Origin of the sequence: Streptomyces sp. NBC_01351, from assembly GCF_036237315.1 — a bacterium.
Classification (GTDB): Bacteria; Actinomycetota; Actinomycetes; order Streptomycetales; family Streptomycetaceae; genus Streptomyces.
Genome location: NZ_CP108356.1, coordinates 2,128,977 through 2,155,647, shown reverse-complemented (window position 1 = coordinate 2,155,647; position 26,671 = coordinate 2,128,977). Strand labels below are relative to the sequence as shown.

Sequence of the window (26,671 nt, the reverse complement as noted above, 5' to 3'; positions counted from 1 at the left end):
GGTACGAGCAACCCCTCTCGGGACCCGGTTACCGTTCTCCTGCAACAGGCAGCCCCATAAGCGGTTCGAGGAATGGGCTCGGGCGGCCGTGCCAGAAGATGGCGAGACTGTCTCGGGACCGGGTGGCTGCGACGAAGAGGAGAGATCGAGCCCGCAGGAGCTCGCGCCGGTAGCGGACGGCGTCCGAGGTGCGCAGCCGGCTGACCGCTTCCCGGGGTACGAGCCCGTCCCGGACCCCCGCGATGACCATCCGCTGGTACTCGAGGCCCTTGAAGCGGAACATCGTGCCGATATGGACGCCCTCGTCTCCACGGGGGCCCTCAGGGCCGATCTCGACTGCTTTGATTCCCTTATGGGCGAGGGCGTAAGCCAGCTCGCTCGCCATGTCGTTGGTCGGAACACAGATGGCGATCTGCGCGGGGGGTGTCGGCAGCGAGATCCAATCGGCGAGGAGAGCTGCGATCGACTCCTGCTCGGACTCCCAGTCGTCGCAGCCGTACAGCTGCGGAAGGCTTCCCGTCAGCACGGACCTGTATCCGGCCAGGTCCTCGGTGCTGCCATCCAGGTCGTCGAAGCTTTCACCGCTGAGCACACCGAGTGCGGACCCGAGGATCTGCCGGGTCGTTCGGTAGCTCAAGGTCAGCTTGGCCGAGCGGCCGCGGATGTGAATCCCGAGACTCCCGAGCGTGACCTGATTGCCGTAGATGCGCTGGTGCGTGTCGCCTACGAGGAAGATGTCGTTGGCGGTACGCGGCGTCATGGCTCGCAGAAGCTTCCAGTGCGCGGCCCGCAGGTCCTGCGCCTCGTCGACGACGATGTGCTGGAAGCGGTGGCGCAGCCAGCCCGCGGAGCCGGCCTGGAGGTGGATGTTGTCCAGCCCACCCGCCTCCTCGCGCTGGCGCTCGATGTTCTGGATCCGCCGCTCGCGATCCATCTCCAACCGGGCCGCGCGCTCGGCGACCTGTTCCCAGGTCTGCCGTCCGAGGCGGTCGAGTCGCTGGGTGAACCGTTCCGCGAGCTGCCAGATCTCGGCCCGCTCGGCCCTCGCGATGTTCTTGCCCCGGCCGGCGCGGCGTGCGCGGAAATACTCGGTCCGGGAGACGACGGCCTGACCGAGGATGACCTGGGTCCACTCGTCGTGCAGGAACTGGGCGTCCCACTCGGTTTCGCCGAGCTCGTCAAGCATGGCCCGCCACTCGCGCAGCGCCTGGCTCTCATCAAGGGTCTGCTTGACGCTTCCGGGTTCGGCCTCGCGTACGACCCGCAGCGCGAGCTGGTCGACGTGGCTGATCTCCACGCGCGCCAAAAGATCCTCGCCGCCCAGCTGAAGCAGCCGGGACTTCAGGTCGGCGGCGAGGTTCTTGTTGTAAGTCGTGAGGAGGACGGGCTTGTTGCTGCCGGGCGGCAGCCGGTCCACGAGGTGCTTGACCCGGTGGAGGGCCACGATGGTCTTACCCGTGCCCGGCCCGCCCCCGACACGGGCGGGGCCCGAGTACTCGCGTTCGACGAGCCGGGACTGGGTCGGGTGGAGGAAGACCTTCCAGCGGCCGAAGTCACCACCTTCGAGCGCCTCGCGCAGGGCCTCGTCCGTCGTCGTGACCATGGTGGCAGGCCGCTCGGCAGCAGCCCTGAAGTCATCGGTGTCGACGGGGTCCGAGGCGGAGACGGGGTGGGTGATCTGCTCCAGCACCGCCTCGTACGACGCTCCGTCGTGGAGCGCGAGAAGCACCTCGGAGGTGAGCTGGGGGGCGTATTCGGCCAGGCCGAGGAGCTGATCCTCGGTGGTCAGGGTTCGGACGACCGGAACGAGCGGTCCTGCGACGCCGAGGTCCGTGAGCTGCTCGTCGGAGAACGCGGCGAACAGCGGGACGGGTGTCGGCTCGGGTGTGGGTACGGCAGCCGGGGCAGGCTTGGCCGGGGCGGTGCCGACGCGCCCGGCGGTCGCCGCGCGGCGAAGGACGCTCTCCTCGATGATCTCGAGGTCGACGTACTCGATGCCACCGGTGATCCGGTTGATGCCGTATGAGAGCCGATCGAGCTTCTCGTACGCCTCCTTGCGGTGCTTGACGGAGACGATGAGCCAGTCCGTTTCCGCCAGGCGCAGCAGAAGGATCCTGTACTCGTCATTGATGCGCGCCGACCAGAGCCGGTCGTGTCCTTCCAGCTGCTTCAGTCGCAAGCCCCGGAGATACGGATTCTCCTTGAACTTGTGCTGGAAGTCGTAGATCGCGCCCTTGACCGCACGCGGCAGCCTCAGGATCTCCTTGTCCGCCTTGTCGAGCAGACGCAGGGTCACGCCTGTGCTTGTCATCGCTGCTGGTCTCCGTCGTTCGTGTCCGTGTCGTTACCCTCTGCCGCAGCGAGGAGGTTCGCGATGTCCCGGGGCGAGGAGGAAGCGGCCGTGCTGATCCACCATCCCGCCGCCGTGAAGGCCCTGTCCCGGTCCTCCGCGTCGTGGTCCCGTTCCCCGCCGGCCGACCGGTGGGCCGTCACGACGGCCATTCGGGCGCTGGGCCAGGCGAGTTCCGCCATCCAGCCGTGCTCGTCCAGCTCGTAGCCGGCGTCCGGCGGCGCCACTCCGAGCGCGAAGAGCCCTTGGGTGAGGGGAAGCAACCCGGGTTCCTCGGGGTCGAGGAACTCCAGTACCTGTTCCCAAAGGGCGTTGCGACCGGACTCGGAGGGCCGAGGCGGCTGAGAGACCGGCACGGCCGGCTGAGGCCCTTCTTCAGCGATTCCGCGGGGGCTGTCCGCTTCGGATACCGCACGCTCGGCCCGCTGGGATTCGAGCCAGCCCGCACCACCTGTGACGGTGAGGCCTTCGGTGCTGAAGCCGTCCAGCAGACTGGTCGTCAACTGTGCGCTGTCACCACCGCCGTGCTCCAGGAACTGCAGCACATTGCTCCAGTAGAGCCAGCCCTGCCACCGTCGCTTGTGTCCGCTCTCGTCCGACCACACCCGGTCGCTGTCGTCGAGCAGCGTCAGCGCAGTCCACACGGGTGGCCGATGACGGCCGTCCGCCGCAGCTGCCACGACACAGCCTGCGGCGTCGAAGGCCGACAGCACCTGCACCGGACCCTTGGGCCCCTGCGGAGTGCCACCCCGAAGAGCTGAGAGGAGCTGCTGCCCGACCGCTTGCGGATCCAGTGCGGCGATCCGGGCTCCGGCGCCAAGCAACCCGGCAAGGGAGGCCTCGGCGCGTCGCTGCCACAAGGCAGCTTGCGGGGCGCGCAGATGAGCGAGCAGAAGCTCCGCCGGATTCACCCACAGCGTGGCCGACAGCTCGCCCGGGAGGCCGCCGTGCACGCCTGCGTAGTAGTCGCGCGCACGCTTCTGCCCCTGCTCGCCGTACGGCACCCAGACCGGGTTCTCCGGCCCCGCGCTGGCGTATCCCGTGTCGCGGACGCGGGTCCGCCATTCCTTCACGTCGTAGTAAGTGAGTTGGAAGACCCGAACGCCGTCGGCGCGCAAACGCGTTCGCTTGACGGCGTCGTCGGCCAGCCTGTCCTTGTGCTTGGGACCGGCGTGGAACTCGTACCCGTCGAGGTAGAGCGCGATTCGCGGACCGGGTGCATCCGTGCGTTCGAAGAGGACGTCGGGACGGGTGCCGTCCAGGACCCGCTGCTGGGAGACCCGCCAGCTGACAGTGGCCCCGTCGGTGCCGGTCAGTCGCAGGTCCAGCGAGTACGTTCCGGCTGTGGTCGTGTAGGCGTCCGCGCTGGCCTTGGCCGAGGGCTGCTGGGCCCATTCGCCCAAGGTCTCCATGAACATGACCTCCAGATCGCTCTCGGCCTGCTGTTCCAGCGGGATCTGGTGGGTGTCCGCCACCGGTGAGGTGGCCCAGTCATTGCCGTCGGCTCCCAGCAGCTCGTCGAACATCTGGCGGACCTCGTTGCGGCTGACCTTGTCGTAGTCGCTGGCCGGCACGCGGCGCAGCAGGCAGCGGTGACAGCCGTCGAGGCCCTTTTCGATACAGGGGCAGCTGTCGATCACCTCGCGAGCCTTGGTCAGGACCTCGCGGAAGCCGTCTGAGGTGGCGAGGCGGTGCAGGTAGCCGGTACCGCCGGGCAGCCGGTCGTAGACGACGAGGAATCGGCGGGGCCACTCAGGGTCGTGACCGTCCGGCATGGACGCGGCGGTGATGTCGATGTGGTCCGGGTCGCCGCCGTACCGTGCGGCTATGCCGACGAAGAGAGCGGCCGTGAAGGACGCCAGACGCTCCTTGACACGCGCCACCGATGCGGGAAGAAGGATCCGGACGGCCTCCGTGGTCAGTTCGTGGGCCAGCAACAGGGGCACGTCCTCCCCCTTCCCCTGACCTTCCGGGCTGCTCGTACGGACCTTGCGACGCGGGCACCACAGCTGGTGATGGGCGCTGGCCTTCGTCGCCGCCGCCACTGACTCGGTGAGGGCGTCCTGGTGGTGGTCGACGACCGGGCGCCCCTCGGAGGTGGCACCTCCACAACTCGTGCAGACATAGAACGGGTTGATGCGCACGTCCGCCCCGGCCAGGGGCACGGTGCTGCTCCCGTCCTGGCGGTCGAGCCCCAGGTTGAGCGTGCGTACGACCGCATGGCGGGTGAAGTCGACGCCGAAGACGGCGGTGTCGTGACGCCAGGAGCCCGATGCCAGGTGTACGGGGTCGACGTCCACGGTCGTCAGAACCGCGTACCTCTTGCTGTCGCGCTCGTCCTTGTCGTCACGGACCCGGGCGTCGTCCCGCTTGTCGCGTGACATGACCCGCTTCGGTTCCAGCACGCGCTGGACACAGCCCGCGTCCGCGATCTCGCGGCCACCGCACCGGGGGCAGGGCGATGCATCGGCCTGTGCGTTCTCCGTACGGGCGTAGCCACATGCGGGACACAGCCGCCACACCGACCAGGCGCGACGCTCCGGGCTGCCGATGTCCAAGGCCCGGACCACGTGCTTGTAGCCGTTGACGTAGAAGCTGTTGCCGGGCGCCAGCTCCGAAAGAGCCGACCGGCGTGAGCGCTCGTAGTCACGGACCTCGCTGTGGTACGTCTTCTTGGCCCCCTCGGTCTCGGGCTGCTCGGTCCAGTAGAGCGTGGCCTCCAGTTGGGTGGTGGTGTCCGAGAGGGTGTAGTTGGGAAGCAGCCCCAGCTCGACGAGGGCCCCGTGAGCACTGGTCTGGTTGAGGTCACGCAGCAGATTGCCGGTCGCGTAGCGCTCGGCACGCAACTCGCGCCATTCCCGTTCCTGCTCGGGATCGCTGCGCACGAGCTGGTCCATGGCCGTGTCGATGGCGCGGATTCGGCGCCGGAGCTCCTCACCGCGGCCGGTCCACTCCTCTTCGGCCTCCTGGAGCGCCCGTACGATCCCGCCGCACGCATACTTCCGCAGCTCCTCGGCGGCCTGGTCGGAGACTCCGGTGTCCGGCCGTCCCGGGAGCGACGGGAAGAGCGCCAGGAAGGCTTCGACAAGCGTGGCGCCGTGTGCGAGGGCCGCGTCCGCCAGCTCCTGGCACCAGGCCGTGCTGCCGAACAGTGCCGACACCAGCCGCGGAGCCGGCTGGAGCTGCTCGCCGTCGTTCGTGGTGAGTCGGCCAGGGGCCGCCAGGTCCAAGAGATGGGCCGTGTACTGGCGGCGCAGGATCTCCACGGCGGAGAGGTAGCAGCCGGGCGGCACGATGTCCCCGGCGATCATCTCCCGCGGCTCGTCGAGGTAGTACAGGTCACGCGCGCGACGGCCACCGAAGGCCACCACCAGGGCGTTGCCGGTCTTGCGGCCGGCGCGGCCCGCTCGCTGCACGTAGTTGGCCGGGCCCTTCGGGAGCGATCCCAGCAGGACGGCGGACAGGTCCCCGATGTCGATGCCGAGTTCCAGCGTGGGGGTGCAGGAGAGCACGTTCGGGTCGGTGTAGTGGGTGCCGTCGCGGAAGGTCCGCTCCACCCGCTCGCGCTGGGGCCGGGTGAGCATGCCGGTGTGTTCGGCCGTGACCACCCTGAAGGTGCCGCCCGTCCGGTACAGGTGCCGGTAGTAGTCATCGCGGTAGTCGCGGGGCCGCGGGCCACCGAAGCTAGTGGCACCGGACGACGACAGGGTGGCCGGGCCCGGCTGCGGTGCGGTGATCTGGCCGCGGCACCGGTACCGGGGGCAGGGGTGGCCGTACCAGCGGGTACGCCGGGACGGGTGCACCACTTGCTGCCAGCCGCATGCTTCGCAGGAGACGAAGGCCTTGTTGACGATGTCGTCCTCGAGCAGCCGTACCTCGACATGGCCGGGCTGCAGGCCGTAGACCTTGGTCGCCCGGTCGTGCGCCGTGCGCACCGCCAGGAGGCCCTCGTCGACGAGTACGGGAAGCAGCCTGCGCAGGTACTCGGCCGCCCCGGGAGCGTCGAGCCCGAGACAGCGGCGAGCCCAGTCCTGGTACCAGCCGGCCTTGGCCGTCATCGAGTCGAAGTCGGACCTGCCCTTCTCGCCGTCGAGCAGGAACCGTGGCGCGGCCACGCTGTCGGGGAATGCCGGCATCCCGTCGGGCCGGCCGCCCCAGATCTTGAACCGGGTCACCCCGGCGTCCTTCATCCAGGGCTCCAGCCAGCGGTGCCGGAGCCCTCCCCGCAGCCGAACCCGCTCCAGCAGTCCGCGTACGAAAGCCAGATAGCGCTCGGAAGTCGGCAGGCCGGTGCCGAGCATCTGCCCAGGCAGGGTCATGTGGACGTCACGCGCCAGCATCGTGACCCGGTGCTGGTCCTCGATGACGACCTCGGCGGCTGCCGTCCGGGTCAGCTCCAGGGTCCGGCCCTGCCGGGAGCGGAGCCCGAACTCCATGACGGTGGCGAAGGCGAGCCGTTCCCCGATGAGTTTCCAGGTCCGCAGGTCACCCGTGCCCCGCCCGGAGAGCAGACGGTCCACACCGGGCTCGTCGTACAGGTCGGGCGGCACGACGGCGGCAAGGGCCTGCGGGTCCTCGACGGAGTCGAGGACGTTGCCGATCAGGTCGTTGAGGGCCACGGGCCGGCCGGACTCGTCCAGGTTGCGCGCGAGCAGCGAGCGCAGCGAGAACGTGAACGAGCGGTTCGCCACGTAGCCCGCACGGTGGGCGGCATCCTGGGTCGAGTCGTTGAACAGGAGGGTCTTACGCTCCTCCGCTTCGAGCGCGACCTCCTGCCCGGTGAAGAGCTGGGTCACCGTCGCCGCCGCCAGGGCCGCCAGGCGCGTGCCCAGGAAGCGCATGGCGTTGTCGGTGTCGCAGGCCGGGCAGCGCTGATCGACGGCGGCTTTGTCGGCGGCCTTCTTCTCGGTGATCGCCAGGACGAAGCAGGCGTCCTGCAGGTGCCCCTCGTCCTGGATCACCGGCAGTCGGTACGTGCCCTGCGCGCCGTCCAGGATCAGTGCCGGCAGCTGCCCCCCGGCCGTCGCGGGGCGGGACTGGCTGATCGCCGCGAGCGTGTCCTGCTGCTCCGCGGAAGTGGCGGCGATGAAGTACCGGACCCGCCGTTTGTCCCGGCCGACACTGGCGCGCCAGATCTTGTCGTGAGCCATGACGAGCTGCTGGGGATCGGCCTCCGGGGAGATGGCCGCCCAGCCGGAACGACCGCAGTTGCGGCAGTACACGGCGGGCAGCCGCACGCTCGCCTGCCGGACCGTGGTGTCCGCACCGATCGCGGACTGCGCCCGGTGCGAGCGGGTCACCTGCCCGATCTGAGCGGTCTCGGGCTCCTCGCCGCCGTCGGCGGGCACCACGGGCAGGGCCGAACGGCGCGCGCGATCGTCCTCGTACCAGTGGAACTCGGGCTTGCCAGGACCGACTCCGCGCAGGATCCGACCAACGGGCCGGACCCACAGGTGAGTCTCCACATGGAGCAGGGGGCGCGGGCGGCGCTCGTCCGACTCCGGATCGCGAGCGGCGGACAGCAGGGCCACGAACCGCGCGAGGGCTGCGAGGGCAAGACGGGGATTCTCCCGGGCGGTCCGGCCCCAGGCGTAACCGAACCGGCCCAGCCGGTCGCGGAGTTCCCATTCACTGAGGGGATCCCCGTCGAGGAGGGACAACACCCCTTGGGTGAAGTCGTGCTGCTTGAGCAGTCGCCCGATCTCGAAGGCGGACAAACCCTGCTGGCCCAGCATCCGTGCTGCCAGGGCGTTGAGATCGAGCTTGTCCGGACGCGACACCACATCGGGGCCGCCCGAGCAGGCGATGACCTCCTCGGGAGAAGGCGGCTCCGGCAGCGCGTAGTTCACCGGTCCGGTGAACTGCTCGGGCGTCATCCGTTCCTCGCCCACCACTGCGTCCGAGGGGAACGGCATCCCGAAGACCTGCGCGGCCACCTCCAGGATGCCGCCGGGCTCGGCTCCGGGCCCGGCTTCTCCGAGGGTCGCCGACGTCGCCACCGGGCAGATCGAACCGAGAGGACGCCCGGGCTCGCTCTGGCCCGTGGTCATCGCCAGGCGGCGCAGCAGCATGGCGACGTCCGTACCCTGCGCCCCGTCGTAGGTGTGGAACTCGTCCAGCACCACGTACTGGATCCGGGAGTCCTGCCACAGCGCTCGGTCCTCGCTCCGCTGGAGCAGAAGGTCGAGCATCTTGTAGTTCGTGATCAGCAGGTCGGGAGGAGACTGCCGCATGTCCTCGCGCCGGGTCATCACCCGGCGGAAGTCCGTGTCCGGGCGGTCGCCGATGTAGAGCCCGGCCGTCACTTGGGCCAGTTCCGGCTGCGCGAGGTAGTCGCCGATCCGGCCGGCCTGGTCGGAGGCGAGCGCGTTCATCGGGTAAAGCAGCACGGCCTTGATCCCGCCGCGGCCGAGGGCCTTCTCACGGCGGCAATGGTCAAGAACGGGAACGAGGAAGGACTCGGTCTTCCCGGACCCCGTCCCCGTCGTGACCAGAGTCGGCAATGCCGGCCCGTGGAGCGTACTCAGTCGCTCGTACGCCTTCGCCTGGTGCCGGTAGGGGGTGAATCCCGGGTCCCACTCCAGGTGCTTCTCCCACCCGGCCGCGGCCTTGTGGAAGGGAGTCCTGATCCGCAGGTAGGGACCGCGGAACATCCCGCTCTCCGGATGCTCCAAAAACCGCTCCAATGCCCGGCGGGTGTCCTCGTCGGTGAGCGCGTAGGTCGTCGTGAGGTACTGGGTGAGACTGCCCCGCAACTGCGCGGCGGCCAGCGTGGGCCTCACGACGTTCTCCTCTGCTTCGTACCAGGTCGTTGAGCTGGCTCAACGGTATACGGACCTGACGACATCGTTCCTGGGTATGCAGGCCAGCCACTGATTCCGGCCAGTGCGTGGCCGGTGCCCGTCCGATGCCCGCCGGTCGGCAACGGATCCTCGTACAGTCTTTGCACCTGTGTGGTGATCTTGGGGGAGCGGTACACATGACCGATACGGAGCGTCCATATCCCGTTGCGGAGTTTCTGACGGCGGTGCGCGCCGAGATCCTCGCGGAGCACCGGAACGACGCCGAGGGTGCCGTGAAGGTCGAGCTCTCCAAAGGGCGGCTCCTTTCGTACTCCGAAGGGGCCCGCGAGTATCTCTTCGAGTGCCGGAACTGGCACGACAGTCTGGACGGTGTTCCCGTTCTCGCCCGGCCGGCCAGCTCCCGGAAGGCCTGGGACCCGGCCGAGGCCTCGCGCGCCCCGGACGGCACCGTACGGCTCGTGACGAAAGCCGACTTCGGGGCGGCGCCCACCACCATCCAGATCCGCAAGGACGACTCGTCCAACTGGGCCGCCCTCTCCGAGCGTCTGGAGGCCGTCGGCCAACAGGACAGTCCCATCGACGCAGGGCACGCGGGCTGGCTGGTCGGCCGCGGTACCCCTCGCACCGGCCGTGCCGAGAGCCCGGGTCAATGGGTGGCGGACTGGGCGGGGCTACAGCTCAACCCGCGTCAACGTGACGCCGTCGCGCAGGCGCTCGCCAGTGAGGTGCTGTTCCTGTGGGGACCGCCCGGCACCGGAAAGACGGACGTCGTCGGCCATATCGTCGAGGGCAGCTTCCGCCAAGGGCTCAAGATCCTCTTCCTGGCTCCGACGAACGTGGCGGTGGATCAAGCCCTGGAGCGGATGTGTTCCCTCCTGGAGCACGAGGAGGGTTTTACCGAGGGGATCGTCCAGCGGGCCGGGAACATCGTCCTGCCGTCGCTGCGCAGCCGCTACGGAGACCAGGTCGACCCGGGCAGGATCGCGGCCCTGCTCGTGGAGAGCATCGACCGGCAGATCAGCACGGCGGCCGACCAGCTCAAGGGCGCGAGAGCGGCGCTGGCCCTCCACGACCGGATACGGGATCTGGAGTCGGACCTGGCCACCGCCGTGGGGGAGACGGCCGCGGCCGGCCGCGACCAGGCCGCAGCGGCCCGGACGGTGCTTGCAGCGGATGCGGAAGCCGCACAGCTGCGGTCGGCGATCGACAAGGTGGGTCCGCCGACAGGCTTTCTCGCGGAACGAAGGGCCGCGAAACTGCGAGAGCTCCACTCCGCACTGGCGGACGAAGCGTCCCGCGCGGCACAGGCCAGGGAGGTCGTCGCGAGCGCGGCCCGTCGCCATACCGCGGGTGGACAACAGGCAGCCGAAGCCCGCCGCGCCCTGCCCGCTGCCTACGCCGCCGTCGTGGGGATCCCGCCCAGGGAGACCGTCGCCGAGAACGCTGCCTCCCTCCAGGTGCGACTCGACGAGCTCGACCGAAAGCGCAAGCGCATCCACGACGAGGTCCGGTCCCGCTGCCGGGTGCTCGGAGCCACCGTGGCCAAGGCCGTCCAGTCGAGGAAACTGCTCGACGAGACCGACGTCGTGGTGATCGACGAAGCCGGGATGGTCAACCTGCCCTCGGCCTGGTTCGCCGCCGGCCTCGCCCGCAAGCGGGTGATCGTGGCCGGGGACTTCCGCCAGCTCCCCGCCGTGACCAAGGGCGACGGGGACCGGCAGGCGAGCGAGGAAGAACAGGCCCACTCGCGAGAGTGGACGGCGCGGGACGCCTTCCACGCCGCCGGACTGGTCGACCCGTCCGGGCGGGTACGCCAGGACCCGCGCCTGGTGGCGCTCGACACCCAATACCGGATGCGGGAGCCGATCTGCGCGGTCGTGAACGAGGTGGCGTACCCGGACGCGCCCCTCAAGACCGGGCGCGGCAACACCAGCCGTCTGCCGTTCGCCCCGCTCATCGACTCCCCGGTGATCCTCATCGACACCTCCGGCCGCCGGATTCCCGGCGGCGGCCGCAAGCCTCACATGACGAACGCCGTCCACGCCGCCGTCATCCACGAGCTCGTCCGCGGACTCCAGTACGAGGGCATCCTGCCCGGCCGCAAGTGGCAGGACGTCCCCGAAGGGGAGCGGGCAACCGACCGGCTCGCCGTCATCTCCCCGTACCGCGAGCAGGTCAAGGCGCTCAGGAACAGCCTCACCCACCGGTTCGGGGAGGACTACGACGGCCTGGTCGACACCGTCCACCGGTTCCAGGGCAGCCAGCGCCCCGTCGTGCTCCTCGACACGGTCGCGGGCGCCGGAAAGGATCCCGGCTTCTTCTACAGCGGCACGGGGCTGTCCTCACAGACCTGCCGCCTCCTCAACGTCGCCCTCAGCCGGGCCCAGGACCACCTGGTCGTCGTGGCGGACGTCGCGTTCCTGCGCAAGCACCTGGCCCCGCACAGCGAGGCCCTGGCGATGGTCGACCACCTGGAGGCGCACGCGCAGACCATCTCCGCCGACCAGCTGATCCCCATCCTGGACGCCGACCAGCTGGCCCACCTGTCGGAGGAGGACCTGGTAAGGCCCGCCTTCTTCGAGCACAGCGAGGTCGAGGCCGCGGTCGAGTGGGACGTGGAACGGGCGCAGCGCAGCATCGAGCTGTACTCCGCGTTCATGGACCGGGATCCGGTGGGCCGATGGGCCCGACTGCTCGGACCGAGGACTGCGGCCGGCATCCAGGCCACGGTCTTCACCCGCCCACCGGAAGAACAGCAGGAACCCTCCCGAGTGGCGCGGCACCGGGAGCTCGTCCAGCAACTGGAGGCCGCTGGCTGCCGGGTCGAGTTCCGGGACCGGATGCACGAGAAGGTCCTCATCCTCGACGGTTCGGTGCTCTGGCACGGTTCGAAGAACCTGCTCGCGAACATCGGGCCGACGGACCTGATGATGCGCTACACCGACCCTGCCTCGTGCGATCGCGTACGGAAGCTCATGGAACACACCCGCATGGAACGCCCGGCACGAGCGCCGTGGCGCCCGGCGGAACAAGCCGCTCCGGCGCCGCCGGAAATACCGGCCCAGCGGGCGCAGACGCCCGACAAGGTGTACCCGGGGCTGGTCAGGGACGGCCGCTTGTACCTCAAGGTCCCGTACGCGCAGAAGGACGAGGCGAAGCGCCTGCTGAGCGCGAAGTGGGACAAGCAGGCGGGGCACTGGTGGGTCGACGCGGCCAAGGTCACGCGGGAACAGGCGGCGCGCTGGCTGCCGTAGGGGGAACTGATGCAGGGGAAGCGATACGACCAACGCGTGCTCGTGCTGGTCGAGGTGCGGGGAGAGCAACGCGACTGGGACGAGGCAGAGCGGGCGTTCGACCAGCAGGGCTGGCCGGTCGTCGCTGCCTTTGCCCGGGGCGAGGGCGCCTCGCAGGGCGTGCTGACCGTGGATGCCTCGGCGCGGCTGTACTCCGTCGAGGTGCGGTTCTTCGGAGCCCGCAACCGGCGCACCGAGCAGGCGGCCGAATGGTGGGTGCAACGGCTGGCACGGAGAACCAGGCTGGAGATGTACGCCCGACGCTGTGAGCCGGTGGAACGTGATCGGCAGCAGCTGACCGGCTGGCGGGCACATACGGTGGCTCACAGGCCGCCCCGTGTGCCCGATCCGAGGCCCTTGACGCCGATGGCACGGCTGCGCCGGTCCGCTGTGATGGCACGCGCGCGCCTCGCCGAGGGTTCCGGTCGGCACGACACAGGCACCTTGGTGAGGGGGACGGCCTCGGAGGCCCTGCGGCTGTCGCGGATGGACCTGCCCGGAGGTTCCGCCCCCGAGGCCGCCATCGACGTGCGAACACGCCATGGCCGGGAGCGAAGGCACATCGTGCAGCGGCGTGAGGAGGACCATCAGCGTGTCACGTCCCGCGTCATGGCCTGGACGTTCGCCATGCTCTTCTGCGTGGTCGTCGCCCGGCAGGCGAGCGGTGCGCGAACGTGGGTCTGGGGCGCCGCCGCGGTGTTGTGCCTTCTGTGGTCCGCTTGGTTGACGCGCGGCGTGTTCGCGGAGGGGGGCCGCGTGGGGAGCCTCCTCACGTGGGGCGTGGTAACCGTGTTCCTCCTTGCCGTCGCCTTGGGCGCGGACATGGGGGAAACGAGGGGCTGGACCCCAGTGCAAGTACTGTCGGTCTTCGCCGTCACGGCAACGTCTACAGGAATCTGGCTGCTGGTCCGCCAGTGGACGTGGGGCGAATGGCTCGCCTGGGCTGCACCGTTGCTCTTCGCGCTTGTCGCGTCCTGTGTTGTGGCTTCAGGGTCGGTGATGCACGCGCTGTACGCCGACAGCCTGGACGTAACACCCAATGACCTCGATGTCCCCGCGCTATGGCAGGCCGCTTCGGCGCTCAAACTCTTGAGCTTTCTGAGCTTCGCCTTGTTCGTGCCGGCCTTGTGGGGCATTGCGAAGCACGTGCACGCATCATTCGTCAGCCCCGTCGAGCGGTTCGGTGTTCTGTCGTACGTGGTTGCCCAGGTGGCGGTGGTGCTGTTCTGCACGCTGGGAGCGCTGGACTCGGCGGGGGACGCGGTGAAGGAGCTCCGTACGGCTGCGGCCCAGAAGGCGGAACTGCCCTCCTATTTCGGGGTGGAGCCGGAGTGGATGTGCGTAGAGCCGACGGTCTTGGCGGCGAAACTCAGCAGCCGGGGTGGCGTCCTGCGACCCGAGCGGCCGTACGTCTCCTTCGGGGAGGCCGGAGGAACGGTGTCCTTGTGGGACGAGCCGGCGGGCAAGGCGTTGCAGATGCCGGCCGAGCAGGTGCGTCTCGTACCGGCCGCGGACGGTAGGGTCCGGTGCACGTTCTCGTACGAGAGTCTGCCGAAGGGAGACTGACACGCGTCAGTCTGCGAAGAGGTCGTCGAGTCCCAGGGACAGTTGCTCTCCGATGACGGGTTGCCGAGGCTCGGTGGCGGTCGGGGGAGTCACCGGGGGCGACTTCCTGGCCTGACGTTTGTTGGCTCCACGGGAGTTGGCGCGCCGTTGCCGTTCCCGAACGGCCTCTCCGGGGTGTCGCCCGTCCCCGAGCTCCGCAGCGATGGTCACGGAATAGCCCTCCGCGGCACGCTCCTCACCGAGTGCGAGCAGGTCTTCCCGGGTGGTACCCACGGTCCCGGCCAGCCCGTGTTTCACGAGTTCGATGAACTGGCTGTTGATCAAGTGCCGGTCGGCGTAGTCGTAGCCGAGACGCCTGCCGCCGCCGGGCCCCAGGGTGCAGTCGTCCTGGAGGAGGAGATGGACGTAGGAGAGCGGGAGGTACATGCCGGCCGCCGGCCCGCCGGGGTCGCCTCGGCCGTCCTCGGGCCAGTAGGCGAGCTTCACGAAGCAGGGGTCGCTGCCCAGGCGCCAGTCGTGCGGGGCGTACGCCGGACGGCTCAAGCGCGCGACGGCCTCCAGCCGGTCCAGCTGGCCGCGCAGCCGGTCGTCCACGTAGATCCAACGCTGGGCGGACGGCAGCCGCTTGTACTGGACCAGCACGAAACTGTGGGTGGCCTCGTGGTAGTAGATCAGGTCACTGCCGAGCCGTGCCTCGACCGGTGTGGCGTTGACGTTGGCGACCTCGATGCGCCGACCCTGGTGCTCGAACACGTGGATGTCGCAGCGGAAGCCGGAGCGGTCCCAAGGCTGGAGGAATCTTGGTTCGGTGACGGAGTGGGCGGCATCGTGCTCGATGAGGCTCTGCTCGGTAGGCTCGGGGATCAACCCTGCGAGGTAGGTGTCGTGCGGGCTCCGGGGCCGGCGCCAGGCGCTGAGTGGTGCCAGCGGGAACTCGGCGATGCTGAGCGCCAGCCGTGCGGAGTCGTACTGCTCCTGCCAGGAGCGGTCCTCGATGCGGGAGCTGTCGAAGGGGACTTGATCCGCGACGCTGCTCAGACGGTCGAGAAGCTCGGCGAACCGCGGCCCGAGCTCGCGCAGCGCGGCGACGAGGCGCTCACCGAGCTCGTCGGGCAGTACGACGACCTCGTTGAAGAGCATCGCGGTGAGTTCCTCGGCATCCATCCGGGACAGCGAGGCCGTCACCGCGGCCAGCTCCACCGGGGCGGGGCTGCGCCACAACGGCTCCACCTTGATCAGGGCATCGCGGGTGCCGACCTTCCGGCCCTTGGGGTGCTTCACCACACCGAGCCAGCGCAGCTGGTAGGCCGGGTGGGCCGTGCCTGCGGAGGAACGGGCGCGTGCGAACACGAGGGCCACCTGAGGTGACAGGTCTCGCGGCCGCAGGGAGAACCCCATGGTCTTGCTCATGAACTGGTCCAGCTGTAACTGCCAGTCGATGTCGTCGAGTTCCTCCGACGAGAGAGAGATCGCGTAGACCATGGGCGGAAGCCTATTGGATCACTCGTCCGGTCGGGCGGTGTTGATCTCCGCCCAGACGGTCTTGCCGGGGGCGGCTTGGCGGGGTGTGACGCCCCAGCGGGTGGCGAGCGCCGCTACGAGGAGCAGGCCGCGGCCCGATTCGGAGTCAGGGGTGGGGGCGCTGAGGGCGGGGGTGCGCTCGGTGCGGGTGTCGGTGACCTCGATACGGATGGTAGTGCCGTCGGGGATGACGGTCAGGCGGAGGTGGAAGTTCCGGCCGGGGACGTGGCCATGGCGTACGGCGTTCGCGGTGAGCTCGGCGGCGATGAGGGTGGCGGTGTCGTTGGTGGCGGAGTTGTAGGGGTGGCCCCACTCGTGGAGTCGGTGCGAGACGAGGCGTCGGGCGAGCCGTGCGCCGCGTGGGGTGGAGGTGAAACACATGTCGAACTCGTGGGTGGAGGTGGGGAGTACGGAGGAGAGCTGGATCGGGGGAGATGTGGGCTTCATGCGGCTAACGGTGGCGTTGCGTGAGTAACGTTGACCAGGAGTGACGCACTGACGGGTGCCGGCTGTACGCGTCGGTGCGGACGGTGTCGGCGGTACGGGGCGTGACCGGCGGGACGGCCGGGGCGTTGGGCGCGGGAGGCGCGGATCGTGGACGAACAGCAGGCGGAGGCCGGGCACGATGCTGAGGCGGGGACGGGCATCCTGCTCGTCTTCGGGCGTCAGCTGAAGCGGTTCCGGGAATGGGCGGAGCTGGAGCGACCGGAGTTCGGGTCGAGGACGGGGTACTCGGCGTCGACCATCGCGGCGTTTGAACAGGGGAGGCGGATCCCGCCGGCGAAGTTCATCGACCAGGCGGATGAGCTGTTGGCTGCGCGCGGCATGTTGAAGGACATGAAGGAAGAGATCGAGCGGGTTCGGTACCCGGCGTTCTTCCGGGGCGCGGCGAAGTTGGAGAAGGAGGCCGTGGAACTGCACGTGTATGCGGTGCAGGCGGTGCCAGGGCTGTTGCAGACGGCGGAGTACGCACGGGCGGTGTTCGTGATGCGGCGGCCCTTGTTGGATGAGGCGACCGTCGAGGAACGGGTCGCCGCCCGATTGGCCCGGCAGGAGATCTTCTCCCGGACGCCGATGCCCACCATCAGCTTTGTCGTCGAGGAGTCCGTGCTGCGGCGCCCCCTGGGTGGGCAGGACGTGATGCGGGGCCAGCTGGAACACTTGCTGCTGGTGGGGCATCGCCGCAACGTTGAGATCCAGGTGATGCCGACCGAGCGTGAGGAGCACGCAGGGTTGGCTGGTCCGTTCACCTTGATCGAGACGAGGGAAGGGCGGAGGATCGCCTACGTGGAGGTCCTCAAGGACAGCCGTCTCCACACGGAGCGGAACTCGGTGCGGGAGATCGAGGAGCAGTACGGACTCCTCAGAGCCCAGGCCCTCACTCCGCGCGAATCGCTGGCCGTTGTCGAGAAGTTGCTGGGAGAGACATGAACGTCGAAGACTCTGTGCGGGCCGTGCCGGAATCGGCCTGGTTCAAGAGCAGCTACAGCAGCGGCGAGGGCGGAGAGTGCGTGGAGGTGGCGAACGGCGTCGGTTCGGTCCACGTCCGCGACTCGAAGAACAAGGCCGGGGCGATGCTGAGCTTTGAGGCGGAGCAGTGGGCGACGTTCGTCGCCTTCGCCTCCCACTGACCTGCACGACAACACGGGCCGCGCCAACCTCGGTTGGCGCGGCCCGTTCGTGTTCCTACGCGTCAGCCTTCACAGGCGGTGTCCACCGTCCGGCGGCGATCTCCGCGTCGAGCCGAGCGGAGAAGTGCGCGTGCGCGGCCCGCATCTCGGTCTCCCGGTCGGCTTTGTAGAAGGGCGCGGTGTACCCCTCCGGGGGCGGGATGCTGGCCGGGTTGTCCAGGTGGTCGAGGAGGGCGGGGTAGGTCTCCTTGGTCTGGCCAAACCCATAGGTGTGGTGGCTAGCTGCGATCTTGCGGCCGCTGGCGTCGAAATACATCTCCGACTCCCGTTGGGCGAGGATGTAGAAGCGTGACCTATAGATCGTGGTCAGTTGATCGGCGGTGATGCCGAGCCAGACGGAGACGAGGGCATCCAATTCGACTAGCGCGGCGCGCCGCTCGTACTCACTGCGAAGCGGACTGCTGTGCATCCAGGTCGATGCTAGGTGCTGCGCGAGAGGAGACAGATTCGGCCAAGAGTGTGCCCAATCCTCATAATGTGGCCAGGTTGCATGGAACAGCTCCTCCCAAAGGGGAGCGTAGGCGTTGGTCAGGCAGTTCAGGCGCAGTGTGCGAAGAAGGAGTGCCGATGCCAGAGGGTGATTCGCGGCAGGTGCGGGCATCTTGAGTGCGTCCGTAACTACCAGATCAGAACGGCTCGTGATGCGGAGCAGGTAGTCGAGTGGGAGAGCAGCCCAGAAGCCGGCATTCAAGGTGGTCGCGAGATTATTGGTGAGTGCCATTGACCGCACTGTGTCGAGGTGTGCCGGGCCTGGCGGGATGAGCGCTGCGAACAGGCTGCGCTCGGTATCAAAGGGGACCATGCGTCGCCAAGCAAGGCGGAAATATTTCGTGTACGGGACGCTATTCCATTGGTCCTGGACGCTGAGATAGCGCTCTGGTTCGCATGCGCGCACGTAATTAGTGCGAGGGACTACGTCCACGGGGAGTTGTGTTAGGTCCCAGATTTCGTAGTCGTTGCGATTTCGCAGTGGAATATTCGGCTGCTTCTCGAACGGGGTGGCGATGCCGAAATGGGGGCCCTGGAGGATAGCCTCCGAAAGTGCGGAGGGGGCGCCCGTAGCGTGGCGATATAGTCCGAGTTTCTTCGTGGCCAGATTCTCGAACATTCCGACGGTGATTCGAGGGTGTTGCGCCCCTAGTCGGTGTCTAAACGAAGAGAGTGCAGTGATGGCTCCCTGTTCGTTATCGGTTACCGGATAGAGCATGGTAGCCTGCCGTGCCGGCTCGGCCGTCTCGCCGGAGAGCTCGTGCCATTGGGTCAGCAGGTCATCGTTGACGCTTACGAGGCGGGCTCGGTGAGGGCGGATATCCCAATGGCCAGTGTGTTTAATACCGGGCGATTCTCCTGCCCCATTGTGAGACAGTGACGCCACTAGGGTTTCGGGCGCGAAAAGCCAACTCATGTGCTGAAAATTTACGGCACCTGGATGCCCGTAAATGTTGGTCGAGAACTGCCGCGTTTCCTTAATGTCGGCAAAAATGCGGCGCTGATTCCAGTAATGTGCATGGAGGCGTAGGTGTGCGTAGGCCGCCGCCCGGAGCGGGCCTTCCTTGGATCCGTTAAAATGGGTGTCTGGGTGGATTAGTCCAGTAATTCCGGGTGAGCTTGAATGCTTCCAGGTCTGGCACATGAATGCACGGTAGAGGTTGGCGCGGGTTCCGGCGATCAAGGGGTACGTGGATTCGCTTCCAAGTACTGCTACTGTGCCGGAATTAGTTGAGAGCTCGTTTAGGAAGAATGAATTCCCTTTATGCGCCTCAAGCGCTTCCTCTTTCCGCTCACGCCACTCTGTCATGTCTGGCTTGTCCGTGAGTGAGAACCATGGATCCAGCTCGGCCAGTATTGTGCGCTCATCCCAGTCGGGACGGACCCAAGGTGGGTTACCTACCTGGAGGTCGTAGCCGCCCTGCTCGAAAACCTGGGCATACTCCAGCTCCCAGTGGAAGAAGCCCTGTTGGGTGGCGATGTTCTTCGACTGGGCTGCCCAGGGGAAGCGGGACTCCAGCCAGTACGAACGGTCCATGCCCATGAGGTCCGGGAGGGCGTCCTCGTACGGGGTCAGTTCCGTCAGGGACTCGAACTCGGCGATCAGGGACTCCGACGGGACGTCCTGCGTGCCCAGTAGCGACTCCGCGAAGTCGAGCCAGTCGTCCAGATTCGCCAGGGGGATGACCGCGCGGCGCTGCTCGGTGATGGCCTCCTTGCGGCGGCCCATGCGGCGCTTATCGACCGCGTCCTGGGTGAGGGAGAGCTGCTTGGCCTCGGTGTCGAAGCCGGGGAGGGCTTCCTCCTCCCAGGACATGAGGACGCCAGAGTCATCGTCCTCCGGCTCCGACACCGCAGCCTCGTACGCCACCGACTGTTCCGCCAGTTCCGCTGCGTGGCGGTAGCGGGGGTTCGTGCCGTCCAGGAGCGAGGCCTCCTGGACCGGCCAGAACCACAGGGCGCACCAGGCGTCCATCAGGGTCTTCAGGCGCCAGTACGGGGTGTCCACCGCCTCAAGGTCGGCCAGGACGTCCTCGCGCTGGATCGCCTCGACCGGCTGGCGGAGCCACTCCGGTTCGGCTCCCCAGACGTCGATCTTGCGGCTGATGTCGCGTTCTGAGATCTCCAGGCGGCGGACCACCAGCTGCCACAGGTACTCCGCGCGACGCGCCAGGCCCTGGAGGCGGGCCGTCTGCTTGGCGCTCGGGGACTTCGTGATCGCCTTGCGCCAGGCGGCCAGGGCCTTTGCTTCCGCCGGCGCGAGGGCCTTCGCCTCCTTCTCGGCGGCGACCGCGCCCCACTCCTTCGCCGGGAGGAGGAAGTGGTGGACCGAGCCGGAGGGGAGGCCGGACGCAGCTTCCGTGAGGGGGAAGCGTTCCGGGGTGGTGCCCAGCCAGCCGCCCTTCTTCAGTCGTTCCGCGGAGTAGATCTCGCGGCGGCCGCCGATCAGGGAGTTGCCGCGGCGCAGGTGGAGACCGAACCACGGGGCCTCCATGCCCGGGTGCATCGTGTTGAGCCAGAGGGAGACCTCGGCCAGTTCGACGGCGGTCGAGTTGAGGTCCACGCCGTACGCGTTGTGCAGCGCGATGTACGCCTTGGCCTTCTGAAACTCCACCGGGTACTGCTCGGTGTCGATCGCCTGGCCGGTCTCCTCCTGGCGGCGGCGCAGGTACTCCGCCGCGACCTGGTTGATGGCCTCGTTCAAGAACGCGCCCGAGCCCAGGGCCGGCTCGCAGATCTTCCAGTCCAGGAGTTCGCGGGCCTCCGTGACCGTGTCGTCCTGGTCCAGGCGGTGCTGGAGGGCGAGCTGAACGGTGACCTTTGTGAGGGATTCCGGGGTGTAGTACGAAGCCGAGGTCTGGCGGTCGCGGCCCGAGAGGCGGTAGACGAAGGACCCCGGGCGGTAGCGGACCCGGACGTCCGCGCCTGTCTCCTCGTCGCGGCGGCGGACGAAGACCGAATCCGCGTACTCGTCGGCCTTCGAGGCGGGGACCAGCCAGGAGCCGTCCTTCGGGTCGCCGTTCTTCGCGACCTCGTACAACTCCTCGCCGGCGATGAAGCCTGCGTACGACATCAAGCCTTCGTACACCGCGCCCAGCTGGTTGATGCCGAGCTGCGCGTACGAGATGAACCCGCCGCGCTCGCCCTTCTTGCCCCGGGTGAGCATCAGCTTCCGCAGGACCTTGTACAGGGTCGCGTTGCGCAGGCGCGTGTCCAGGTAGCGGGGCTCGCCGTCCGTGTCGTCGTCGTGGCGGGGGTCCTTGACAGACTCCGCGCCGATCAGGCGGATCGACTCCGGCTCGAAGAGCTTCGAGTGGAGCGGCTCGAAGCGGAGGCCGATGTCTTCGGATGTCGCAGTCTCGGACTCCTTCTCCGCCACCCCGTGCGTACGGCGCGGGCGGTAGCCCTCCTGGACCTTGCTGAAGAGCAGGTCCAGGGACTCGTACAGGTACACGCCCTCGCGGGCCTTCTCGCCCACCAGGTCCCGTTCCGCGACCAGTTCGCCGAGCCGGCCCAGCCCGTACCCCTGGTGGTACTCCGGGTAGTCCGACGGCAGGATGCCCAGCTCGGGGCGAGCCTCCGCGTACAGGAGGAACAGGATGCGGTACAGATAGCGGAGCGACTCGCGGGTCAGCTGTCGGGAGAGTTCCGGGAGCTCTTTCACGTCCTCCAGGCGGACGTCTTCATGGCTGGTGATTCGTTCCAGGACCTCGTTCGCGATGAGCTCCACCGATTCGCGCAGGCCGTCGCGGAGTTCGGAGGAGACGCCCACCGCGTGCTTCGTCGACTTGTCGACGAGCCCTGCGAGGGGGTTCTCGCCGCCCTCCTCCGGCGTGCGGAGGGAGTCCGCGCCGAAGAGAGCCGCCAGGGTGTCGAGTTCCTGGCCGTCCTTGGTGTTGTTGCGGTCCAGGGCCGTGTCCAGCGAGGCGGCCAGGTAGCGGCCTTCGCCCCACGCCGCCCGGTCCGCCAGGACGATCACACCGCCGGCCAGCAGCAGCACGTACCGCGGCGCGTCCTCGCTTGCGAAGAGGAACGAGGCCAGCTTCGAGCCCGTGCGGAGGGAGGTGGACGCGTCCAGCGCGATGGGGATCAGGAGGCGGCCGGGGCCGTCCGGGTCCAGGGCCGCGTCGGGTTCGGCCGCCCAGCCGCAGTCGACGGCCACCAAGCCTGGTTCGGCGTGCGCGACCGGGATCTCGTACGTGTGGTCCGCCCGCGTGACCGTCAGGGTCTGCGGCTTGGCGTCGTAGCCCAGGGAGCGGAGCACCGAGGCGTTGAGGGAAGCGGCGCGCTCACGCCACTCGGGGGCGTCGTACGTCGTCGCGTCGTCAGCCGCGCCCGCCGCCGCCTCCGCGAAGAAGGCGCGCGTACGGAAGTACGGACGGCGCAGTGCGCGCAGACCCAGGCGGGGAGTGACCGGGAGCGCCTGAGGGTCCGCTTCCTGCTCCTGTTCGGGGTCCGACGAGGACTTGGCCTCCTCCTCGCGGGCCTTCCAGGCCGCCAGCAGACCGGACTTCAGGTCTTTCGGGAAGACCTCGGCCAGGTAGTGCGCGGAGAAGTACTCGCCGCGGTTGACCAGGGAGTCGTACGTCATGTGGTTCTGCTTCTCCTAGGCCTGTGCGACGGAGCCGTCGTGGGCGGAATCGAGGACGGCCAGGACGCGCAGCATCGGGCGGCCCGTCGTCAGCAGGGAGTCGGCGAGGCGGGAGAGTTCGTCCTTGGTCTCCTCGCCCGCGAGGGTGGACTGCTCCCATTTGCCCAGCCGCTGCCGGTACTCCTCGATCGGGGCGAGGAGGGCCTCGTCCCAATCGGAGCGGTGGCGCGACAGGAAGGCCTCCGCGGCCTCCAGCGCGTCCGGGATGCCCGCCCGCAGGCCGTCCACGTCGTGGCGGCGCAGGGGGTTGGCCATCGTCGGGCCGATGCCGGCCTCGCGCAGCGTCCCCACCATGTCGTCCGTGACCTCCTCGCCCGTCACGGCCATCCACTTCACGACCGTCGGGCGGCCGAGCGCGTTGGAGTAGATGCCCTGTACGAGGTACACGGGTTCCTCGACATCGGCCGTGATGACCGGGGCCTCCTGGCGGCCCAGCTTGACGAGGACCTTGTCGGTCAGCCACTCCACCACCGGATGGAGGTCGGTGAGCAGGGAGATCTCCGGCCAGCTGGAGGTGCCGGACTCCCGGGCGCGTACGAGGGAGCGGTCGGCGAGCTTGCGGTTGAGGGTGACCAGCAGGCGCTCGCTGAGGCGCTGCTCGCGGCGGTAGTCGGGCGGCAGCGCCTTCAGCCGGTGCACCAGGTCCGCCGGGGGCTTGAACGAGATCAGGCCGTTCTCGGGGTCGCGGTCCATCCCCAGGGACTGCTGGGCATCCGGGAAGACCTCCCGGACCGCCTCGTCGACGAACTCGCGCGTCGTCGTGAAGAGGCGGGGCACATGCGCCTGGGGAGGGGCAGCCGAGGAATCGTCTGATGCGGCAGCGTCCGCGGCGGGCTCGGTCGTGTCGTCGACCTGGGCGAAGAAGTCGGCCAGGAAGTCGTCCGCCCCGCCCGCTTCCTCGGCGGTGTGCTGGAGGGACTCGTCGACCGTGCGGCCCTTGAGGAGGTCCTGGATCAGCGACTTCTCCTCGGCCTCCGCGCGGTACAGACCAGAGACTGCCTCCGCCGTGCCGAGCGAGCGGTGCGCCTCGTCCTCCCGCTCCAGCAGCCGCTCGGCGACCGTGCGGTCATCCTTCGCGCCGTCCACGTCGCTGGTCAGGATCAGGGCGCGGAACTGCGGTTTGTGGGCCTGCCCGTACCGGTCGATACGGCCGTTGCGCTGCTCGATGCGGATCAGGGACCAGGGGACGTCGTAGTGGATGAGCTGGTGGCACTGCCGGTGCAGGTTGACGCCCTCGGAGGCCACATCGCCGGTGAAGAGGATGCGTACGGGTGCGTCGGCGAGACCGAAGTCCTCGACGCACTGCATCTGCTGCTCGTCGGAGAGGCCGCCGTGCATCACACGGGCCGCTTCCTCCAGGGCCTTGCCCTTGAAGCCGAGCGCGGCCGGCACGGTGGACCGCAGCCACTCCAGGGTCTGGACCCGCTCGGAGAAGACCACGACCCGCGTCTCGCTGCGCGGCCCGACCCCGATCGCCTTCAACTGCTCGACGAGGGCCGTGAACTTGGCCGAGTCCTGCTCGGTCATCCCGGCCGTCAGATCCCGCAGTCGCTGGAGCGCGGCCAGTTCGGCGCCCGTCGCCTCCGGGGCGTCCTTCTTCATCAGCGTCTTGATGCGGGCTTCGACCGTCGAGCTCAGGGCGGCATGCGAGGAGAGGAAGGACTTGAGCAGGGTGTACGGGAAGAGAGGTACGTCGCTCACCGAGCTGCCTTCGGCCGGCAGCCAGACCTGGGACAGCTCCTCGAAGATCTTCTCCTCGGCCGGGGTCGCCGGGCTGTGCACCGACTCGGAGGGGCCCCGGTCGGCCCACTGGCCGGACATCTTCTCCCGTACTTCGGCGCTGACCTTGGTGCGCCGGATGAACAGGTGCTTGATGTCCTCGGCCGAGTACCGCTCCGGGTCGCGGATCGCCGCCGGGTCGAGCAGCGCGATCAGCTCGGCGAAGGAGCGGGCGTTGCCGTTGTGCGGAGTGGCGCTGGCGAGGATGAGGGCGTCGGTCTGCGGGGCCAGGAGCTGGGCGAGCTGGTTGCGCAGCGAACCGCGGTTGATCAGGTTGTGCGACTCGTCGATGACGACGGCGTCCCACCGGATGTGCTCCAGGTGGTGCTTGTACTGATCGGTGTTCTTGAGGGTGTCGATCGAGACGATCACGCGCTTGAAGAACGTGAAGGGATTGCGGCCCGCCGGGATCTCCCGCTGGATCCGTTCGATGCCCGCGGAGTCGAGCCGGATCAGCGGGATCGCGAACCGCGTCCACAGCTCGTGCTGGAACTGCTCCAGGACGTGCTGCGGGGTCACCACGAGGATGCGTTCGCCACGGCCGCGGCGGATCAGCTCGGCGAGGGTGAGCCCGATCTCCAGGGTCTTTCCGAGCCCGACGACGTCCGCGATCAGCATGCGGGGGCGCAGGTTCCGGCCGGAGAGAGCGAGCTGAGCCGGTCGTTGCTGGTACGGAAGCGGGTCGAGGAGGAAGCTGTCGGCAAGGGCCAGCCCACGCTCGGACTGGGGCAACGGCGTCTTGCGGAGGATCGCCTCGAGGAAGACCCGGCTGCGGCGGAAGTTGGGGGAGTCGTCGCTGATCAGGGTGGTCTTGGCGGGGTCCATCAGCTCGATGCCTGGTGCGCCGTCGCGGGTGCGCTCCAGGCCGGTGAAGAACACGGCCTCCTGATCACGGACGAACTCGGAGACCCCCACGGCCTCGATCCGGTCGCCGTCGTGGTCGGTCCGGGTGACGTTCTTGACCAGCCATTCCTCGTCGCGTACGACGATCTGTGCGCCGGGCGGGAGACTCGTGCCGGTGCCCGGGGCGGGCTGCCGACTGGACTGCTGGGCGGTCACCCGCGGTACCTCCTGATGGATGCTGAACTGTGTAGATCTTCGGGCGGTCTGCGGCCAGGGACAAGAAACGATTGTCACCTCTGTCCGGCTCGCCCCGTCGGATCGCGCCCGGCTCAGAACGGCGCTGCCGACGCGTACGTCTCGCGCAACTGGGACGCGATGCGGCGCGCGGCGGCGGATCGGCGCGGGCCGACAGGTGGCGTGGTGATCGGCGCAGGCGCAGGCACGAGGTTCGGCGGTGGTACGGCGACGTCCACGGGGCCGGGACCCGGCTCGGAGTCGGTGGTGCTCACCGCGACCGTGGGGGTGTAGGCCGGCGGGTGCGTCGGGGTGGACTGCTGCGGCAGCGGGACGGTCGGTGCCACGGCCATGGGGCCCGTGGCCGGGGCCAGGACGGTCGTCGCCTCGGCGGAGGCCGGAGCCGTTGTCGTCGGCGGGTAGGGGGCCGGTACCGGGTCGGGTGCCGGCGGTTCGTACGCGACCGCGGTAAGGGAGGTCAGCCGCCGTCGGGCCTGGGCCACGGTCGCCCCGTGGGACTTGATGACCGCGACGCACTGGGCAACCACCTCGTCCATCGTCGGACGGTCCTGCTGCGCGTACTGGAGCATCGCCGACAGAAGTCCGGCCAGTTCCTCCGGGACTCCTGACAGGTCGGGGGTCTTTTCAGGGTTGACGATCTGACTGAACAGGACCTGTACGTGATCGGCCTGGTACGGGTAGTGGCCGGTGGTCATGAAGAGCAGCACCGCCCCGAGCGCGTACACGTCCACCGGGGCCTTCAGCGGCTTCTCCCCGTTCGCCTGCTCCGGCGACATGCATGCCGGTGTTCCCATCACCATGTTGGGGGCGGTCAGGGAGGCGCTGGACTCGGCGAAGACGGCGAGCCCGAAGTCGATGATCTTGGGGCCGTTGGGGCCGAGCAGGATGTTCGCCGGCTTGAGATCCCTGTGCAGCAGGCCCTGGCTGTGGACTCCGGCCAGCGCCTCGGCCAGGGTCGCTCCGAGCGAAGCGGCAGCAAGAGGCGGAAGGACACCCCGCGTGTCCATGAGGCGGCGCAGGTCGGGGCCCTCCACGTACTCGGTCGCGAGCCATGGCTGCTCCGACTCCGTATCGGCCTTCACGAACGCGGCGACGCGCGGCCCCCAGACCGTCTTGAGTACCTCGATCTCCTGCGCGAAGCGCTGCCGAGTCTCCGAGTCGACGACCGTCGGCTTGATGACCTTCACCGCGACGGCCTCGCCCGCGGCGGACTCGCCGAGGTAGACCTGGCCCATGCCGCCGTGGCCGATCCTCCGCAGCAGCGTGAACCCGCCCAGCTCGGCCGGATCATCCGGGCTCAGCGGTGTTGTGTGCACTGTGGTCCTCGCCTTGAAGCTCTGCCGAATGGTCGCGCGCGTACGCATCAAGGGTATCGGCGGCGCTCGACGCCCGGCCCGGTCCGGGGACAGTCCCTGCGCCTTGGCCGGATA

At 68.6% G+C, this 26,671-nt stretch carries 11 protein-coding genes; 4 read left to right on the top strand and 7 right to left on the bottom strand.

Going from position 1 to position 26,671, the window contains the following annotated elements; translation table 11 throughout:
• Positions 1–28: 28 nt before the first annotated feature.
• Together OG625_RS09570 and OG625_RS09565 are read right to left on the bottom strand one after the other, a co-directional pair.
• Entirely contained in the window at positions 29–2,311 is a 2,283-nt protein-coding gene (locus OG625_RS09570; RefSeq protein ID WP_329378315.1) for a UvrD-helicase domain-containing protein, read from the bottom strand.
• Positions 2,308–9,132, bottom strand: a complete 6,825-nt coding sequence (locus OG625_RS09565) for a DEAD/DEAH box helicase (RefSeq protein ID WP_329378313.1) — start codon at positions 9,130–9,132, stop codon at positions 2,308–2,310. The genes OG625_RS09570 and OG625_RS09565 overlap by 4 nt, the downstream gene beginning before the upstream one ends.
• A 197-nt stretch (positions 9,133–9,329) precedes the next feature.
• On the opposite strand from OG625_RS09565, the gene OG625_RS09560 reads away from it, so the two are divergent.
• Entirely contained in the window at positions 9,330–12,407 is a 3,078-nt protein-coding gene (locus tag OG625_RS09560; protein ID WP_329378311.1) for an AAA domain-containing protein, read from the top strand.
• 36 nt (positions 12,408–12,443) lie between these two features.
• Positions 12,444–14,012 carry an NnrS multi-domain protein gene (locus tag OG625_RS09555; protein WP_329378309.1) on the top strand — a complete coding sequence of 523 codons (1,569 nt, stop codon included), beginning with the start codon at positions 12,444–12,446 and terminating at the stop codon, positions 14,010–14,012.
• A gap of 6 nt (positions 14,013–14,018) precedes the next feature.
• On the opposite strand, the gene OG625_RS09550 is transcribed toward OG625_RS09555, so the two are convergent.
• Together OG625_RS09550 and OG625_RS09545 are read right to left on the bottom strand one after the other, a co-directional pair.
• Positions 14,019–15,494 carry a hypothetical protein gene (locus OG625_RS09550; RefSeq protein WP_329378308.1) on the bottom strand — a complete coding sequence of 492 codons (1,476 nt, stop codon included), beginning with the start codon at positions 15,492–15,494 and terminating at the stop codon, positions 14,019–14,021.
• An 18-nt stretch (positions 15,495–15,512) separates the two neighbouring features.
• A complete protein-coding gene (locus OG625_RS09545) occupies positions 15,513–15,980 on the bottom strand; it encodes an ATP-binding protein (RefSeq protein ID WP_443067687.1) in 468 nt (155 codons plus the stop codon).
• Between the two features lie 147 nt (positions 15,981–16,127).
• Here OG625_RS09545 and OG625_RS09540 point away from each other — a divergent pair, with 147 nt between their 5' ends.
• Both OG625_RS09540 and OG625_RS09535 read left to right on the top strand, forming a co-directional pair.
• Positions 16,128–16,964: a helix-turn-helix domain-containing protein gene (locus tag OG625_RS09540; protein WP_443067686.1), complete on the top strand. Its 837-nt coding sequence runs from the start codon at positions 16,128–16,130 to the stop codon at positions 16,962–16,964.
• Positions 16,961–17,164, top strand: coding sequence for a DUF397 domain-containing protein (locus tag OG625_RS09535; protein WP_329378306.1), 204 nt, complete (start codon positions 16,961–16,963; stop codon positions 17,162–17,164). Before OG625_RS09540 ends, OG625_RS09535 begins: the two co-directional genes overlap by 4 nt.
• 55 nt (positions 17,165–17,219) lie before the next feature.
• Here OG625_RS09535 and OG625_RS09530 read toward each other — a convergent pair whose 3' ends face one another.
• The 3 genes from OG625_RS09530 to OG625_RS09520 form a co-directional block, all read right to left on the bottom strand.
• Positions 17,220–22,304 (bottom strand): class I SAM-dependent DNA methyltransferase, encoded by a 5,085-nt coding sequence (locus tag OG625_RS09530; RefSeq protein ID WP_329378304.1) that lies wholly within the window; start codon positions 22,302–22,304, stop codon positions 17,220–17,222.
• 15 nt (positions 22,305–22,319) lie between these two features.
• Positions 22,320–25,202, bottom strand: a complete 2,883-nt coding sequence (locus OG625_RS09525; protein ID WP_329378302.1) for a DEAD/DEAH box helicase — start codon at positions 25,200–25,202, stop codon at positions 22,320–22,322.
• 113 nt (positions 25,203–25,315) lie between these two features.
• A complete protein-coding gene (locus OG625_RS09520) occupies positions 25,316–26,557 on the bottom strand; it encodes a serine/threonine-protein kinase (protein ID WP_329378300.1) in 1,242 nt (413 codons plus the stop codon).
• Between the last annotated feature and the right edge of the window lie 114 nt (positions 26,558–26,671).

What these genes read in the sequence shown, in the direction of transcription:
- OG625_RS09570 (WP_329378315.1), bottom strand. Translation starts at nt 2,311, where the DNA reads ATGACAAGCACAGGCGTGACCCTGCGTCTGCTCGACAAGGCGGACAAG.
- OG625_RS09560 (WP_329378311.1), top strand. Translation starts at nt 9,330, where the DNA reads ATGACCGATACGGAGCGTCCATATCCCGTTGCGGAGTTTCTGACGGCG.
- OG625_RS09550 (WP_329378308.1), bottom strand. Translation starts at nt 15,494, where the DNA reads ATGGTCTACGCGATCTCTCTCTCGTCGGAGGAACTCGACGACATCGAC.
- OG625_RS09545 (WP_443067687.1), bottom strand. Translation starts at nt 15,980, where the DNA reads ATGAAGCCCACATCTCCCCCGATCCAGCTCTCCTCCGTACTCCCCACC.
- OG625_RS09535 (WP_329378306.1), top strand. Translation starts at nt 16,961, where the DNA reads ATGAACGTCGAAGACTCTGTGCGGGCCGTGCCGGAATCGGCCTGGTTC.
- OG625_RS09530 (WP_329378304.1), bottom strand. Translation starts at nt 22,304, where the DNA reads ATGACGTACGACTCCCTGGTCAACCGCGGCGAGTACTTCTCCGCGCAC.